Origin of the sequence: uncultured Nostoc sp., assembly GCF_937863485.1 — a bacterium.
Classification (GTDB): Bacteria; Cyanobacteriota; Cyanobacteriia; order Cyanobacteriales; family Nostocaceae; genus Nostoc.
The window spans coordinates 1-17338 of sequence record NZ_CALMFY010000216.1 but is presented as its reverse complement, the minus strand read 5'-3'; the positions used below and the strand labels follow the sequence as shown (position 1 = coordinate 17338).

Annotated in this window: 17 protein-coding genes and 2 pseudogenes; 13 read left to right on the top strand and 6 right to left on the bottom strand. The window is 40.1% G+C overall.

Features of this window, described 5'->3' with window-relative positions; translation table 11 throughout:
- Positions 1–13: 13 nt before the first annotated feature.
- From Q0541_RS29080 to Q0541_RS29060, 5 genes are all read right to left on the bottom strand, one after another.
- Complete coding sequence (locus tag Q0541_RS29080) at positions 14–373, bottom strand: cupin domain-containing protein (protein WP_298919470.1); 360 nt, start codon at positions 371–373, stop codon at positions 14–16.
- Between the two features lie 93 nt (positions 374–466).
- Positions 467–754 (bottom strand): hypothetical protein, encoded by a 288-nt coding sequence (locus tag Q0541_RS29075; RefSeq protein WP_298919468.1) that lies wholly within the window; start codon positions 752–754, stop codon positions 467–469.
- Positions 755–862: 108 nt separating this feature from the next.
- Positions 863–1909 carry a chlorophyll synthase ChlG gene (gene chlG / locus Q0541_RS29070; protein WP_298919466.1) on the bottom strand — a complete coding sequence of 349 codons (1047 nt, stop codon included), beginning with the start codon at positions 1907–1909 and terminating at the stop codon, positions 863–865.
- A 142-nt stretch (positions 1910–2051) separates the two neighbouring features.
- Entirely contained in the window at positions 2052–3152 is a 1101-nt protein-coding gene (locus Q0541_RS29065) for an ArsA family ATPase (protein ID WP_298919464.1), read from the bottom strand.
- Between the two features lie 119 nt (positions 3153–3271).
- On the bottom strand, positions 3272–3460 hold the full coding sequence (locus tag Q0541_RS29060) for a DUF2862 domain-containing protein (RefSeq protein ID WP_298919462.1): 189 nt from the start codon (positions 3458–3460) through the stop codon (positions 3272–3274).
- A gap of 222 nt (positions 3461–3682) precedes the next feature.
- Here Q0541_RS29060 and Q0541_RS29055 point away from each other — a divergent pair, with 222 nt between their 5' ends.
- The 13 genes and pseudogenes from Q0541_RS29055 to rfbD all read left to right on the top strand — a co-directional run bounded on the left by Q0541_RS29055 (position 3683) and on the right by rfbD (position 15920).
- A complete protein-coding gene (locus tag Q0541_RS29055) occupies positions 3683–4474 on the top strand; it encodes a Uma2 family endonuclease (protein WP_298919460.1) in 792 nt (263 codons plus the stop codon).
- A 57-nt stretch (positions 4475–4531) separates the two neighbouring features.
- Positions 4532–4943, top strand: a pseudogene (locus Q0541_RS29050) (hypothetical protein).
- Between the two features lie 422 nt (positions 4944–5365).
- Positions 5366–6442 (top strand): acyltransferase, encoded by a 1077-nt coding sequence (locus Q0541_RS29045; RefSeq protein ID WP_298919458.1) that lies wholly within the window; start codon positions 5366–5368, stop codon positions 6440–6442.
- A 225-nt stretch (positions 6443–6667) separates the two neighbouring features.
- Positions 6668–6784, top strand: a pseudogene (locus Q0541_RS29040) (IS630 family transposase); the annotation flags it as partial.
- An 84-nt stretch (positions 6785–6868) separates the two neighbouring features.
- Positions 6869–7675, top strand: a complete 807-nt coding sequence (locus tag Q0541_RS29035; RefSeq protein ID WP_298919456.1) for an ABC transporter permease — start codon at positions 6869–6871, stop codon at positions 7673–7675.
- Complete coding sequence (locus tag Q0541_RS29030; protein WP_298919454.1) at positions 7676–8401, top strand: ABC transporter ATP-binding protein; 726 nt, start codon at positions 7676–7678, stop codon at positions 8399–8401.
- Between the two features lie 129 nt (positions 8402–8530).
- On the top strand, positions 8531–9706 hold the full coding sequence (locus Q0541_RS29025; protein WP_298919452.1) for a glycosyltransferase: 1176 nt from the start codon (positions 8531–8533) through the stop codon (positions 9704–9706).
- Positions 9707–9961: 255 nt separating this feature from the next.
- A complete protein-coding gene (locus Q0541_RS29020; protein WP_298919450.1) occupies positions 9962–10933 on the top strand; it encodes a GDP-mannose 4,6-dehydratase in 972 nt (323 codons plus the stop codon).
- Positions 10934–10941: 8 nt separating this feature from the next.
- A complete protein-coding gene (locus Q0541_RS29015; RefSeq protein WP_298919449.1) occupies positions 10942–12102 on the top strand; it encodes a glycosyltransferase family 1 protein in 1161 nt (386 codons plus the stop codon).
- A complete protein-coding gene (locus Q0541_RS29010) occupies positions 12102–13196 on the top strand; it encodes a glycosyltransferase family 1 protein (protein ID WP_298919448.1) in 1095 nt (364 codons plus the stop codon). Before Q0541_RS29015 ends, Q0541_RS29010 begins: the two co-directional genes overlap by 1 nt.
- Positions 13197–13295: 99 nt before the next feature.
- Positions 13296–14372, top strand: a complete 1077-nt coding sequence (locus Q0541_RS29005) for a glucose-1-phosphate thymidylyltransferase (protein ID WP_298919446.1) — start codon at positions 13296–13298, stop codon at positions 14370–14372.
- A 73-nt stretch (positions 14373–14445) separates the two neighbouring features.
- Entirely contained in the window at positions 14446–14991 is a 546-nt protein-coding gene (gene rfbC, locus Q0541_RS29000; protein ID WP_298919444.1) for a dTDP-4-dehydrorhamnose 3,5-epimerase, read from the top strand.
- A gap of 38 nt (positions 14992–15029) precedes the next feature.
- On the top strand, positions 15030–15920 hold the full coding sequence (rfbD, locus tag Q0541_RS28995) for a dTDP-4-dehydrorhamnose reductase (protein ID WP_298919442.1): 891 nt from the start codon (positions 15030–15032) through the stop codon (positions 15918–15920).
- Positions 15921–15986: 66 nt separating this feature from the next.
- Here rfbD and Q0541_RS28990 read toward each other — a convergent pair whose 3' ends face one another.
- On the bottom strand, positions 15987–16727 hold the full coding sequence (locus Q0541_RS28990) for a 2-phosphosulfolactate phosphatase family protein (RefSeq protein WP_298919440.1): 741 nt from the start codon (positions 16725–16727) through the stop codon (positions 15987–15989).
- Between the last annotated feature and the right edge of the window lie 611 nt (positions 16728–17338).

Sequence of the window (17338 nt, the reverse complement as noted above, 5' to 3'; positions counted from 1 at the left end):
CTGTAACTGGTTTTTAATAAACTGTTTCATCTTCTTTACGCCATGCTGGATCAACAATACAAATAAATACCAGAGGTTCGATGCCAGAGTTATAAATAAATTGCCGCATATTAGGAGGAATATACACAGCGTCTCCCGGCTGAACTATCTGGGTTTCATCATCAATGTGCATTTCTCCCGTGCCATTGAGAATATAATAGACTTCTGAGGTAGAGAGCGAGTGGGGCTGAGAGGTTTTTCCTACTGGCAGTGTTGCATGAGCCAAACTATAGCGCAATGCCAGAGGTTGCTTATCTGGATGTAGCAGTTCTCGCAGAATGGTGTTATCTCCAGCGATGAATTCCGGACAGTCCTGAAGTTTTTGAACTAGCATGAATCAATTTTTGGTTTAAGGTTTTGAATTAGTTAAGAGTCAAGGATCAAGGGTGATTAATTATTCTCCCCCTGCTCCCCTTGCTCCCCCTGCTTAGTACAGATAAGGATTCGTCTTCGGTTGATAGTCAGAACAATTGATCGCTTCTTCTGTGTTGGCAATAGATGGGCGTACAGTACATTTAAGACGGTAATTGTCGGTAAAAAATTGACAACCAGTACAAGGGATTTGATGCATTTGCTTGGCTGTAGTCACACTATCTCGCACCGCCGCCCAGAGACTAAAAACAACGAGAATACTTACACTCCAAGCACCGACAAAGCAAATCGGGATTAAAAAAGGTTGAATCCCATGAATGAGGAAAGATATCAGTTGAAACACAGTATGTCCCGATACAAATTAGGAGTTAGAAGTATATTAACTCCTAACCAAGGCGGAGCGTCTCCCGCTTTGCTCCTAATTCTTAACTTCTCACTATAGAAGTATAAGTTAAACGCCAGCATGACCCAGCGCTAAACCAGTGACGAGCATTCCCAGAACAAGGAACGGTTGGGCACTGGCTTGGTACTTAACATCATTCTTTACAGGGTCACGCAGGAAATACATATCCTGTAAGGTGATTTGTGGGATGATTAACAGTACTAGTATTGCTGCATACAAATTCTCATGGATGCTGACGAGATAAGCTGCAATCAATCCTTGAAATACATCAATCGTCACTACACAAATCCAAGCCGCAGTGGTGATGCCAAACATTACGGGTAGTGAATTTAATCCTAGCTGGCGATCGCCCTCTACACTCTTAAAATCATTGACAATGGCAATACCCAATCCAGCCAAGCTGTAGAACATTGTCAAAATCACAATTGTGGAATTGAGATCACCAAACAAAGCGTGTCCTGTAGACCAAGGTAAGGTGATATAGCTTGCACCCAAGGCGTAGCTGCCTAGCCAGCCGTTTTGCTTGAGTTTCAGGGGAGGTGCAGAATAAATGTAGGCGATCAAAGAACCGATGATCGCGATCGCTGTAATTGTCGGGAATTCATGACCAGACCACATATCTAGCACAAATGCCAGAGCAATACCAGCAATCAGTAATACCCAAATCTGAATAATTACCTGGGGTAGGGGAATTGCCCCAGAAGGAATGGGGCGATAGGGTTCATTGATGGCATCGATTTCGCGATCGTAGTAATCATTGAGGATTTGGGTGTAACCTGTCATTAATGGCCCAGCCAGCAGCATACAGGTTGCTACCTTCAGCACATTTTCCAGTGTCCAAGTATAGTTACCCGAAGAAGCCGCACCACAGACTACACCCCAAATTAGGGGAATCCAGGTAATCGGCTTCATTAGCTGTAAACGAATTTTCCAAATTGAAGTTTCCCCTGGCGCTGCACCTTTCATCCCCAGTAGCTGCCTAGTTTTCGCACTGCGCGAGGCAGATGTGAGCGCTTGCTCATTGACATTATTTGCCCCTGAGTCTAGTGCCTCAGATGGGTTGGGGTCTGGGGTAATGGGAGTTGATTCTGACATAAGGTTTATTAATGAGTTAGAAGTTAGGAGTTAGGAGTTATGAATTATTAGTTAGGAGTTAGAAGTTATAAATTATTATTTTTATTTCTAACTCCTGACTCGTGTACAGACGCGATTAATCGCGTCTCTACTCCTAACTAACTTAAAACGAAATTATCAAATAATTATTCTGAAACTTTGCTCCAGCAACAGGTCTGCCACTCAGAGCCGGGGGTAGGGAAATATTCCGTCGCTGGTCTCCTGCTTCTATAGTGACTTCTGGGCCATATTGGGTGAGCTTGACCTGTTTTTTGTCAAAACCTGGCAAGAATAAGCGTACTTGACGATTGGGGATGTCTATTTCAATTGGTTTGGGAGCCTGTAACGCTTGTGCTTCAAAGTTGGGTAGCGCGTCTATCAGTGGTTGCCAGTCACCTGTTGGCGAGTCGGGAACAACGCTCACAGGTAAGGGGATAAATTCCTCTGACAGGTTGACATTTGTCTCAGTAGACACAAGCAGAACACCACCGACAGTTAAACCGATTTGTTGAGCACTACCCCACAAATAACGAGCATTTGCTACCTCAATGGGGTCTTCTGTGGTCACTAAGAAAGCAGCGAGACGCTTGGGGTCAGCAAGAGCGGCTCTCCCCTTTTCTAAGAAATTATTGACTTGGTTAGTGGGTCCTGCAAAGTTATCTGCTGTCCAGTTGACATTGAAAAAGCTGCCAATCAAGGGTTGAATCAAGGGTGATTCAGTAATCGTTTTCCCCAAATCAGAGTTGAGAAACAATTGCCGAAATCGCCGGACATACCAACTGAGAGATTCTGGCAAACCCAACGTTCGCAACGTTAATGAGTCACCCGTGCCATAGTAGACGATCGCGTCATATTTGCCACTGGCATCATATTCGCGGATAGCATTTAGGGCCAGGGCGCTGTCCATACCTGGCAATACTACCAGTTCTTGACCAAAAACGTCTTTGAAGATGGGCGTGCGGAGATATTGCGCCTCAAGTTTCTTCACTTCGTCCCAGTTACGTTCTAACAGTACAGATGCTTGAAACTGGACTGCTTGCAAATTGGGAGCAATTTCCTGTGGATCGGCAGCAATGGGAGTACCCAGCAGAATTGGTAATGCTGGTTCCGGATGTCCTGCTAGGAGTACGCGCTTGCCTTGACTTGCCAATAATTTGGCGGCGGCGATCGCAATTTTGGTACGAGCGGTGCCGCCTTTGCCCAAAAATGTCAATATTAGAGCCATTATTCGATTCCTATTTTCACCGCCGATCTTTTCAACTCCAACTTAGCACTCAACAAAGACTCTCAACCTGTGCTTTCAACTTCAGAGTCCAAAATAAACCCCGCTTTGAATTCTTTTTACTACACAGGTTTGATTTCATCTTCAAAAAACCAAGTGGAAGAATTGTCGTCAAACAGCACCACTACACCAATACCACCATCGGTGACTTTGTAGCCTTGGATGATACCCACTTGTCCTAGTTTTTTTACAATGGGGGGAGAAACGCGATCGCGCAAACGAAAGACTTTAACCTTTTGTCCGATTTCCATGCCTGATTACAATGCAATAAACCTTCGTCTCAGTGTAGCGGAATCCGTGACTCAGCTCTCATAAATTCAGGGGAAATGAGGGAATCAGGGGGAGAATCATAACTCCAAGCTCCTATTAATCGCGTCTCTCGAAACTCCTGTACAGACGCGATTAATCGCGTCTCTCGAAACTCCTGACCTAACAGCTTAAAATTAAATCAACAACCAAGCAGGTAGATACCCATGTTTGTCACAGCGCAACAGCTAGAACAGCAGATGCCCGATGCAACTCGGTTGTTAAGTGATGAGCCAGAGATGGAAACTTCGTTGCACTATATGCAGCTACTGCTGCTAGTAACTTCCCTTGAGTGGCTGTGGCGTGACTGTAATGATTTCTTTATAGGTGCGAATCTAACGATTTATTTTAGCCGTCAGCAGTTGCGAAATCGAGATTTTCGAGGCCCAGACTTTTTTTTGGTCAAAGACACCGAAAAGCGATCGCGCAATTCCTGGGTAGTCTGGGAGGAAGATGGTCGTTATCCAGATTTGATTATTGAATTACTTTCTGAAAGTACGGCTGATATTGACCGGAATTTGAAGAAAAATCTTTATGAAAATCGATTTCACACACCAGAATATTTTTGGTTTTCACCGGAAAATTTGGAATTTGTGGGTTTTGAATTGGTAGGTAACAAGTATCAAAAAATTACCCCAAATACGCAAGGATGGTGTTGGAGCGATGTGCTTAGGCTGTATTTAGGCGTAGAAGGAGATAAATTGCGCTACTTTACACCCGATGGTGATTTAGTTCCAACACCAGAGGAAGCTGCTATTGCGGCGCAACAGGTGGCTGTTGAGGCACAGCAACAGGCATCGGAAGCACAGCAACAGGCATTGGAAGCACAGCAACAGGCATCGGAAGCACATCAACAGGCATCTGAGGCGCAATTGCGGTTTGAACAAGAACATCTGCGATCGCAACGGTTGGCGGAACATTTGCGATCGTTAGGAGTGAATCCAGATAGTTTGAGTTAAGCAACAAAAGTAGCAGTCATATATTAAACAGATCCACCCCGTCCGCCACAAGAAACGATGCCTACGATCTATGACTTACCCAGTGAATTAGTCGGGGAATCAGGTTTGCCAGATGAATTTCACCGCATTCAGGCGGATTTGCTCAGTGAGACTTGTCAGCCTTTGACTTATTCATCTGAATAAATTTTCCTTACAAGTGAATTAAATCTTTACTACGTCTACGATCGCTATGAAAATCATTTGCGTGCCTTTCAAACTCATAAGCACTCGCTACGAGGTAATATCTTTACCAGAGAACCGCTTATGGTTGGAAGAGTTAGAACTAAGATTAGGTCTTTGGCAAGGCACTTATCAGTAGACCACAGGTTTGTGGTTGCATTGGTATAATACAGCGGGTTGGGTGCCGACGCGAGGAGAACAAGCAGAACAAGAGTGCCAACGAGCAAAAAGAGAGCAATTTGCAGAATAGTTGCGATCGCTGGGAGTTGATCCAGATAGTTTAAGTTAAGCATCAAAGGTAGTAGTCATATATAGGAGTAATCCGCCCCCTTTGCGCCAAGAAACCATCCCAACTTCGGAACCTGACTAGTTCACAAATAGTTAGGATTGCCTGTTAATATTTTTGCGAATTGAATCGTAATTTTTCTTCTGCTATCTAAAATATTTTGACAAAAAAAAATTATTTGCTATCTAAATATTTTCTTTACTAAATAATTCTTTATATTTTTTCTTTTATTTTAGGGAAAAAATTAACACTTTTAGTTTTATTATATGGTATCTTTAGAGCCTGATAAACATTTTTTTGGGCTACTCTATAAACATCATTTTCATAATAATAACTGCTGCGGTTTTAGTAAGCTTATCAAGGATTGTTCCAATATGTAAATTTTTATGCAAAAAAGAGTTCTCGTTTTAGATTATTTGCGCGGTCTAGCTGCTGTAGCTGTTGTTTTTGGGCATTTTCTTTTAGAGACTAAAGTGCAAAATATTAATTCTTATAGTATTTTGTATAATTTAACAGAATTTCTAACTTTCAAGCGGTACTGGTACTATCCATTTATTGCAGTCCATGTGTTTTTTTTAATTTCAGGCTTTGTCGTTCCTAAATCATACGAAAATGATGGTTCTGTTCAAAAGTTTTTTATCAAACGGATTTTTAGAATTTACCCTTCATACGTTATTGCGTTGATTGCAACAACACTAATTACTAATTTTTTTACAATAGAACCTTTTATTGGGACTAAACAATTTATTGTAAATCTCTTTTTTTTACAAGATTTACTAGACTATAAGACTATTCTTGCTGTTGCTTGGACTCTTTTAATTGAATGGAAATTCTATTTCTTAGTGCCTATTTTGAGTTTATCAAAAAGCAGCAGTATTTTCACTTATTTTGCCTGTTCTGCTTTTGTTTTTTCGTGGTGTCTGATTCCTATCGATTTAATTCATTATATAGAACATACAAAATTTCATTTATTAGCAGTTTGGTGCAATATTCTAACTGATCAGTCTCCGCATTTGTTGATTGTTTTACTTGGAACTGTATTGGCGAAAGGCTATCTGGAACTCTGGTCTAGTAAAACAGCAACTATTGTTACTTTAATCACTATTAGTGCAATCTTCTTTGCATTTTTCAGGTTGTATCTCAAGTACGAACCTTCTGATGTTAGCTTGATTCATTTAAATAGCTTTATTTGTGCATTTTGTATTTTCAATTTTGCTTATGCTCTTCGAGCAAAGATACCTTATATATCTTTTTTAAAATGGCTTGGAGATATTAGTTATGCTCTTTATGTTATCCATCTGACTTTGGGTAAGTATGTGTTAAATTTTATAATTAATTACATCCCCAACTATCCGACAAGCGCGGTTTGCATAACATTGTGCTTCTGCTTGGTTGTTTCCCATTTTATACATATTCTGATTGAAACAAGGTTTATCCGCTATGCAAAAAAGCTGACTGGATGATGACTGTAAATATTTATATAGCAATCCGAAATCATTCCTGATAAATATCGAAATGAAGTATTATTAACGACTAAGTATAAAATGCAGTAATGTGGATGCATTAGCGTAAAGCCTACGGCATAGCAACTCTTAGAGAGGCTGCGCCAACGCTTACCGCGCAGCGTTCCGCAGGAAAGCTCACCGTTTGCGCAGCGTCTTGCAGAGAAGGTATTACTAGAAAAGTTTATCGAAAATAGCTAAGACAAGCGTGAACTCCAACGAGCAATGGCAGCCAAGATGTTGCTCTGTGGATATAAACATGAAGCAATTATACCACTCCTTCTCGATTTAAAATCAGCTTTTAGTGGTAAGCTAATATGTCGAAGTGCGCTCCAATAGTATAAAATGCGCGAATAACTTGCCTGTTGTGTGTGGTGGTTTTTGAAGATGAGACTTTCGCTTAAAAGTAATTCAACTTGGTTACAAGTGCAGCGTTATTGGGAATTACTGCACGTTTTGGTATCGCGGAATCTCAAAGTACGTTATCGGGGGTCGTTTTTAGGTGTATATTGGTCACTGTTAAACCCATTGATCATGACAGGTCTGTATACCGCGATTTTTGGGGCTACCTTTGCATCATATTACAACAATTCCATACTGAATTACATGTTGGCAGCGTTAACGGGGCTGGTAGTAATCAATTTTTTCTCAGCTTCTACGTCCCAAGCTTTAAGTAGTGTAGTGGCAAATGGCTCACTGTTAAACAAGATTCGTTTGCCAGTAAGTATTTTTCCAGTGTCAATGATTGCAGCAAATGTATTTCAGTTTGCGGTTGGGACATTACCGTTACTGGCAGTAATGACTTTGGTCAATACTAAGAGTTTAGTGAATTTGCTAGCGCTATTTTTTCCCTTTCTGGCGTTAGTTTTAGTTTCTATGGGAGTCGGATTTCTAATGAGCGCTTTATATGTGTTTTTTAGAGATTTACCTTATTTCTATGAGTTAGTTGCATTTATGATTTGGATTGGTAGTCCTGTATTTTATCCATCTGCTATTGTTCCACCCCAGGTAAAGCCGTTTTTAAGGTTAAACCCGTTAGCACCCATTATTGAAAGTCTGCGTCAGATTACATTATCAGGAGCGCCACCGGACTTGAGTTTAATTTTGGGTGCCTTGCTCAGTGGCATCATTATTTTGTCAATCGGATGGACTTGTTTTCAATTGTGGCGACATCAATTTATGGATTTACTGTAAATGGAAGTAATTCGTCTAGATAAAGTTTCGCTGTGGCGACGAACTCAAGAAGAGTTTTCTTATGACCTCAAAAAAACATTACTATCTGTTTTAGAGGGAAAATATCGTAAACCTGTAAAAAAAATAGTCCTAGATAAGATTGATTTGGTAGTCGAAAGAGGAGAAAAAATAGGTATTATTGGAGCAAATGGTTCTGGGAAATCAACGTTATTGAAAATAATTTCAGGAATTCTTCAGCCAACTACTGGATTAGCAAGAGTTCGCGGCAAAATTGCGCCGTTGATTGAGCTAGGAGCAGGATTTGATCCAGAAATTTCTGTAATGGACAATATTATGCTTTATGGAGTGCTACTGGGGTTTTCTAGAGCAGAAATGAGAGAAAGAGCATATTCTATTTTAGAGTTTGCAGAACTGCATGATTATGCATTAGTTCCCGTGAAGGGTTTATCTTCAGGTATGGTAGCACGATTAGGCTTTGCTATTGCTACTGATGTACAGCCAGACATTTTGATTTTGGATGAAGTACTATCAGTTGGAGATGAAAGTTTTAAAAATAAATGTAAGCGAAGAATAGAAAATCTTTGGAATGCAAATGCAACTGTATTGGTAGTATCCCACGATTTAAATTTTATAGAGCAGGGTTGTAAAAAAGTTATTTGGTTAGATAAAGGGGTAATTAAATTTATTGGAAATGGATATGATGCTATCAAACTTTATTTAAATTAATTTGACTTAAATTTAAGCTAAAATTTAAATATTAATAATCTAGTTGTTGACAACTATTTAAGTTATGCAAAGGACTAAATTTTTTATAAAATTTATTATCTACGTCTTGAAATTAAAGGAGATCAACAAATGAAAATTGCTCAAATTAGCTCTTGGAATGTTCCTTGTGGTATTGCTGGGTATACTAAAGGGTTAGTTAATGGAATTTTAGAGAATGGTATTACCTGCACAGTAATACCAATTGAAGAACAAAAACTGAAGTACATGACTAAAGATGAAATTAAAGAATATTTCCAATCGTATACTAAGCAATTAATTGACTATGATATCATTCATATTCAACATGAATTTAGTTTCTTCGCTGGTTCTTATGGTTTGAATGGCTCAATTACTAATTTTCATAGTTTTTTAAAAGAAATACTAAATCTAAATAAAAAAGTATTTGTTACGTTTCATTCAGAACCAAATTTTTTACTAGAATCTTATCCTAGTTTAGCTGGTTTTGGCAAGAAAATTCTTAAGAAATTAGAGTGGGAATATTACATATCTTCTTTATTTAATTTTAAAAATAAACTAAATGCCATTGTTCACACTAAAAAAACGCGTCGAATTTTCGTAGATAGTGGCTTTGCAAAAAACTCCGTTCACATTATTAAGCAGGGAGTTCCATTTTCACATAATCTATATAAGATAAACAATTTGGATAAAATTGCTTTAAAAAAGAAATTAGGCTTTCCTGATGACGCTATTATTCTTTCAATGTTTGGATTTATATCTACTTATAAAGGTTATAAAACAGCATTAGAAGCACTAAAAACATTGCCAAAAAATTATTATTTGGTAATTACAGGAACTTCTCACCCCAATTCTACTGATCTTGCTCTGGATGGAATAGTTAAATTTATTAATAGATACCAAAGAATGAGTAGCCGTATAAAGCTAACAGGATATTTAGAATTTGAAGATTTGCGTAGTTATTATAATATAACTGATTTTTGCTTGGCTCCATATGAACCTAATACAGTATTGTCGTCCTCAGCTGCTCTAACTTGGGCTTTATCGTCAGGCAAACCTGTTATCGCTAGTAAAATAGCTTCTTTTGAAGAATTGAATGAGGAAACTAACTGCCTACATTTGTTTACACCAGGTGCTGCTGGAGAATTAGCTTATACAATTCAAAATTTAACTTTATCTAGTGAGCTAAATCAGCAGTTAGTTGCTAACGGCTTAATTTACTGTGAAGCCAACCAATGGGCTAATATCGCCAAAAAACATTTAGAAATATACGAGGAAGGAAAACTTTAGTTAACCTTTATAGGTAGACAGTCTCCCAATTATTTATTCACCCTATTTTTAGTACTATTTTATTTTTTAGCTTGTTGTTTAAGTTAATATAAACTTTGTTTGAGGAAATTTACAGGAATTATCCTCAGCTTTTAGAAAGGTGAATTTATGTATGACCATAATTTTTTCTACAGAGATATACCCTATTTTTGGATAATTTAAAAATTTTATGTCACTTAACTAAATTTTTTAATTATTGTGATTTATTCAAAATCTATGATCAAAAAAGCTCTAATCACGGGACTAACTGGACAAGACGGCTCCTACCTCGCTGAACTACTCCTAGAAAAAAGATACGAAGTATACGGCTTAGTCCGCCGTTCCAGCACTAGTAACCTAGAGCGTATTACTCACCTTTCAGGCAATATTCAAATTGTATCTGGTGACCTTCTGGATCAATCTTCCTTGATGGATGTAATTGCAGAATCACAACCTGATGAAATCTATAACCTTGCTTCTCAAAGCTACGTCCCTCTTTCTTGGACTCAACCAGCCCTTACTGCTGAATACACCGCCCTTGGTGTCTCCCGTCTCTTAGAATCTATCCGTCGCTGCAAACCTGATGCCAGATTTTACCAAGCATCCAGTAGTGAAGTTTTTGGTCAACCTGACGAATCGCCCCAAACTGAACGCACCGCCTTCCGTCCTCGTAACCCCTACGGTGTTGCCAAAGCTTACGCCCACTGGATGACCATTAACTATCGGCAAAAATACAATCTCTATACCTGCTGCGGTATTACTTACACTCACGAATCCCCTCGACGCGGTACAGAATTTGTATTTCGCAAAATTACACACACAGCTGCTCAAATTAAACTGGGTCTGGCAAATGAACTAAAATTAGGCAACCTAGATGCTCGTCGTGACTGGTGCTACGCCAAGGATGCTGTTTACGCTATGTGGCTGATGTTGCAGCAAGAACAACCCTATGACTACATCATCGCCAGCGGTGAAACTCACTCTGTCAAAGAACTCGTTGAGTGTGCTTTTAAATGTGTTGGTCTAAACTGGCAAGATTATGTCTCAATTGACCCCGCATTTTATCGCCCTGATGAACCAGTACAGTTAATTGGTTCCATTGATAAAATTAAGAGTGAGTTAGGTTGGCAGCCTGAGCATTCCTTTGAACAATTGGTCGAGCTAATGGTTGATTATGATCTAAAAAAATTGAGTAAGGGCAAAGCTTAAATATTCTGATGCTAAAAATTGTAGTTGATGCCACCCCAGTGGAGCCAAAACCAAGTGGGGTTGGCTTTTATGTTGCTAATTTAATATGCGCTCTCGATGCACTACAAAAAGAGGAAAATTTTCAGTTAGGAGTAGTCTATCAACCAGGTTTAAAGAAGTGGCTTCGGGGTGACTTCAGTTTTCCTGAATCCCTGAAACATTATTCTCAACGGCATCTTCTGCCTTTACCTGTAAGAATTTCAGATTTATTATTAGCTTTAGCCTTTAGACCTAGTTTATCTTACTTTGAAAAATATTTAGGTTTCCCAGACATAGTTCATGGCACTAACTATTCAGTGTATCCATGTACAAAAAGTTTAAAGGTAATGAATATATATGATCTAACTTTTATTAAATATCCTAACTATATAGATTCAGTTGTCAAAAAGTATACAAAAAAAGTTAGACGTTGCTTGCAATGGACAGACTTAGTTTTAACAATTTCAGAAAGTTCTAAAAAAGACATTGTTGAGCATTTGCAGGTAGATCCAAAAAAAGTCTATGTTACCCCTTTAGCTAGTCGCTACTATCCTGATTACTTATCTGCACAAACTACTGAGGAGCTAGAAAAACTAGTTAACTATGATTTTTCTCAACCATATTTACTTTTTATTAGTACAATAGAACCAAGAAAAAATATTAATACAATAATTTCGGCATTTAATTTTTTAAAAGAGCAATATAAAATTCCACACCAATTAATATTGATTGGTAAGAAAGGATGGAATTACGAGCCAGTGTTTGCAGCTATTGAGAATTCACCTTGGGCAAACCAAATTCATCATCTTAATTACCTATCTAATGAATTAGTTGCATTATTTTACTCAAAAGCTGATGTCTTCGTATATCCATCTCACTATGAAGGGTTCGGTTTACCCGTATTGGAAGCAATGACTCTAGGTACTGCTGTGATCAGTTCCAATACTTCCTCTATTCCAGAAGTTACAGGAGATGCAGCTATTCTAGTTGACCCTAATAACCCTATCCAAGTAGCGGAAGCCATACTGAAAGTAATCAGTGATTCCCAGTTACGCCAAGAATTAATTAATAAAGGGAAAGCCAGAGCAAAATTATTTTCCTGGGAAAGAACGGCACAAGAAACATTAAACGCTTATAGAACCATTCTTTAATGAAAATAGTGGATAATATCTCTGCTAAACAATTAATTATTAACTTATCTATTCTACTGTCTCAACCAACAGGTATAGGTAACTATGCTCAAAACCTTTTTCCTTATTTAAAATCTTTCCAACCCACTCTATTAGTAGCGCGAAAATATCCCGATTTTGACTGCTATCCAATCCCGTCAAACTTAACCCCAGACCACGGCACAAAAGGTCATTTTAACCGCCTGCTTTGGACACAATTTCAACTTCCGCAAATATATAAAAAACTCAAATCGAGTCTCTTATTCTCTCCGCTGCCGGAAGCACCCCTTTATAGCAACTGTCGTTTTGTCGTCACGTCTTTTGACATGATACCGTTGCGCTTTCCTAAACGCTTTTCACCACTCACACCCTACCACCGCTACTACACTCCCGAAGTTCTTAAACAAGCACAACACATTATTTGCATCTCCCAGACTACGGCTCAGGATATCACCAACTTTTACGGAATTTCTGCAAACAAAATTACCTCCATCCCCCTTGCCTACGATCGCACTCACTTTTGCCCCCTGAACCTCCCTAAGCGCAACTACTTTCTCTACATTGGTCGCCAAGACCCTTACAAAAATATACAGCGACTGATCACTGCTTTTGCTGCGTTACCTAATAGCAAGGATTATGAATTGTGGTTAGTAGGGCCAAGCGATCGCCGTTATACCCCAATTTTAACAGCGCAAGTTGCAGAACTAGATATAACTAATCAAGTGAAATTCCTAGACTATATTCCTTACAGCGAATTACCAAAAATTATCAATGAAGCGATCGCTCTGGTTTTCCCCAGTCTCTGGGAAGGTTTTGGTTTACCTGTCCTGGAAGCAATGGCTTGTGGTACTCCCGTCATTACCTCCAATCTCTCCTCCTTACCAGAAGTAGCTGGCGATGCAGCGATTCTGATCAATCCCTACAACACCGGAGAAATTACAGAAGCGATGCAGGCTATTGCAACTGATTTAGAGTTGCGATCGCGCCTTTCTAGCCAAGGGATCACTCACTCTCAACAATTTAGTTGGGAAAAAACAGGAAAAGCAACCGTCGAAGTTTTATCCCGCTACCTATGAAAGATAAACTAACGCCAGAATGTTAGATATCAGGATTTGGGATTTTGTCAAGATTTCAGATTATCTTGACTAATGACTTACAACTAATCCTCAATCCTGATGAAAGCACTAATTCTCTCTGGCGGGAAAGGTACACGCCTACGTCCCCTCACCTACAGCGGAGCAAAACAACTTGTACCAGTTGCTAATAAACCTGTTTTATGGTATGGCATTGAAGAAATGGTCGCGGCTGGTATTACTGATATTGGCATCATTATCAGTCCAGAAACTGGGGCAGAAGTCCAAGCAAAAACCGGAAATGGAGAAAACTTTCGAGCGAACATCACCTATATTGTACAAGACCAGCCACTTGGACTTGCTCACGCCGTCCAAGTGGCCCGTCCGTTTTTAGCTGATTCTCCCTTTGTTATGTACTTGGGTGATAACCTAATCCAACTAGGTGAGTTAAGTTACTTTCTGCAACAATTTAGCCAACAACAGCCAGATGCTTTGATTCTCTTGCGTTCAGTTGCCAATCCTAGCGCCTTTGGTGTGGCTCAGATAGATGAAACAGGACGGGTATTACAGTTAATTGAAAAACCCAAAGTTCCTCCTTCAAATCTGGCATTGGTAGGGGTTTATTTCTTTTCTCACCTCATCTATGATGCGATCGCAAATATCCAACCTTCCACCAGAGGCGAACTAGAAATCACTGATGCAATTCAATACCTAATTAATCAAAAAAAGCAGGTTGTAGCTCACAATCTCCAAGGCTGGTGGTTAGATACTGGTAAAAAAGATGACTTATTAGAAGCTAACCGATTGATTCTCGACACCTATCTGACAGCATCAGTTGTCGGCGAAATTGATGCCCAAAGTCAGATTATTGGCCGAGTCCAAATCGGTGCAAAATCTAAAGTAATTAACTGCACAATTCGGGGGCCAGTAATCATTGGTAACAATTGTTATTTAGAAAACTGCTTTATTGGCCCTTATAGTAGCATTGCTAACAATGCGATACTCATTGACACTGATTTAGAACACAGTGTGATTTTAGAAGGTGCTAAAATTGCTGGAATTCATCAGCGGATTATTGATAGTGTGATTGGACAACGGGCACAATTGACTCTTGCACCTCGTCGCCCCAAAGCCTTGCGATTTCTAATTGGCGATGACTGTAAAATTGAACTAACGTAATTTACTTGTAAAAAACAGTAAAAGTATTATCACTGCACTACCCTTGCATGATTACGAATTACAAATTATTTTAATGAACATTGTACATAGCAAAATTCCCGAAGTTATACAACTTGAACCCCAAGTATTTGCAGACGATCGCGGTTTCTTTTTTGAAGCCTATAACCACCAAAAATTTGCTCAACAGACAGGTATTGTTGCCAACTTCGTCCAAGATAACCATTCTTACTCTAAGCAAAATGTCCTGCGTGGGCTGCACTACCAGATCCAACAACCCCAAGGTAAACTCATTCGTTGTGTTGTCGGTACTATCTTTGACGTAGCCGTAGATATTAGAAAAAGTTCGGCTACCTTTGGGAATTGGGTAGGTTATGAACTCAGTGCTGAAAACAAACGCCTAATGTGGATACCACCAGGCTTTGCTCACGGCTTTCTCGTGCTTTCAGAAATAGCTGAAGTTCTCTACAAAACTACAGATTACTACGCACCCCAAGGCGATCGCACCATCCTATGGAACGATCCAGATTTAGCTATAGATTGGCCTCTGAATGCGCCACCGATTTTATCAGCTAAAGACCAAGCCGGGAAACCTTTTAAAACTGCTGAAATATTTGATTAAGCTTGATGAAAGAGCGTTAGGTTCGAGAACTAATTAGGATGAGTAAATCAATTTTGCTGATTGGTTGCAACGGTCAAGTGGGTAAGGAACTGCAACAAATCCTCTCATCCTCCGGCAATATTATCTCAGTGGCACGCCCAACAGTAGACCTTGCCCAACCTGATACTCTGTGCAGCGTTATCAGATCCAACCAACCGCAAATCATCATAAACGCTGCTGCTTATACTGCTGTGGACAAAGCAGAAAGCGAACCCGAACTTGCTAGCGCTATTAATGCGATCGCACCCCTAATTATTGCTCAAGAAAGCCAAAAGTTAGGAGCTTTGCTAATTCATATTTCCACCGATTATGTTTTTGATGGTAATGGGTATCGCCCTTACCTAGAAACCGATGCAACTAATCCTTTGAGTGTCTATGGTAAAACCAAACTTGCTGGAGAAGAAGCAATTCGGGAAACTTGCGCCCATCACCTCATCCTCCGCACTGCTTGGGTTTATGGAACCTTTGGCAAAAATAATTTTGTCAAAACCATGCTGCGACTAGGTGCAGAACGCCAAGAACTCCGTGTTGTTGCCGATCAAATTGGTAGCCCGACTTGGGCGCAAGATATAGCCACAGTCATAGCCCAGATGATTCCCCAGTTAACCCCAGAAATTAGAGACACTTATCACTACACTAATAGCGGCGTTGCTAGCTGGTATGATTTTGCCGTTGCCATTTTTGAAGAAGCCCAACAGCTAGGCTTCCCTTTAAAAGTTGAACGTATTGTCCCGATTACAACCGCGGAATATCCGACACCAGCCCGTCGCCCTGCTTATTCCGTCCTTGCTTGTGGAAAAATTTCAGCAATTCTAGAAACACATCCCCCCCATTGGCGAGAAAGACTTCGACAAATGCTCACAAATTTGAAAATAGGGCATAGGGCATAGGGCACTTGTACTGAGCGACTTGTACCGCTCGTCTCCCTCATTCCCCCAGTCTTCAATCCCCATTCTCTATCTTTTTTGACTTTTTAAAACTCCCGTCTCTTGTTGTATGGGCAGGACATCTAAAATATCAGTTTGGGAACAATATTTTAAATCTTCTTGACACTCAAGACGCAACAATCGTTGACCGTGACTAGCTTGGTGAAGTAATCCCAATAAGTTATCTTGCCACTGAGAGTAAAGAGCGATCGCACTAATTACTTCATCGTTACCAGCTAATTCCTCCAATGACAACGTGGTTTGCTCTAAAAGACTATGAGCGATCGCACCTGCACAAACTGTATCCTCTAAAGAAAAACTGCCTTCCCAACCGGAACCGACAATCCAAACTGTCTCTGGTTGCAACTCTTGGAGAAATTGCACCACCGCCGCCCGGTTAATCAAGGCTGCTGCTAATAGATTTGGGGAGTCTTGCACCCGTTGTAAAGCACGGGTGCCATTGGTGGTACTGATAAACAAGCGCCGCCCCTGCACCAATTCTGGTGTGCAGTCGAGGGGAGAGTTACCCAACTCAAAGCCAGGTACTTTCGCGCCGCCGCGTTCTCCAGCCCGTAGCCGTTTTTCCGGGGGCCATTTTTCGCTAACTTCTATTAATTGATCTAAATCGCTGAATACTTGTACAGCTTCGCCTCCAGCTGCCAAAACTGTCGCAATTGTGCTAGTGGCTCGCAAGACATCGACTGCGATCGCACATTCTGGCGCTTCATCCGTTGGAGTCAATTCAGGAGTGTGGTATACGAATAGCTTCACGCGCTGGATACACCTGGTTTAATACTACTGCCGCAAATAACATTCTACCTAGTTGGTGTCACTTAACTATAGCCCCAATTGCTCGTGGAGCATTTTTTCCCATCAAAATGCACGATGCATGACATTTTATACATAAATGGATGTGGGAAGTAGGGAAGAAATCTTAGGACTTACGCAAAGGTAACGTATTTTCGTCATTGCAAGCGTTGCGTTCCAATGATCGATCATCGCTGCGTAAGTCCTGAATCTGACTTTTCACGGTATTTGGAAAACCTCATTTCTATTTCTCTCTCCTAAAAAGAGAGACTTTAAATTTTCCCCCTTCCCGCGTCGGCAAAGGGGTTAGGGGGTTAGGTTTTTCGTGGGCTTTGCCAGATGACCTAAATTGTCAGGCAAGAAATCCACTCACTAGGGGCAGGGTTTTAAATAAATCTTAAGAGTCCCTAATCCCTAACTCAAAAAGCCCATTTTTATGCTTTTAGACTTTCATACTTGCTGCACTATCTTGTAATCTAAAACAAGAACACACCTTCTAAAAGGGGAAAAAGTTACAGCTTCAAGATTACAGCGCAAAGGGACGGATATTCACTCATTCCCCATTACCCCTTATC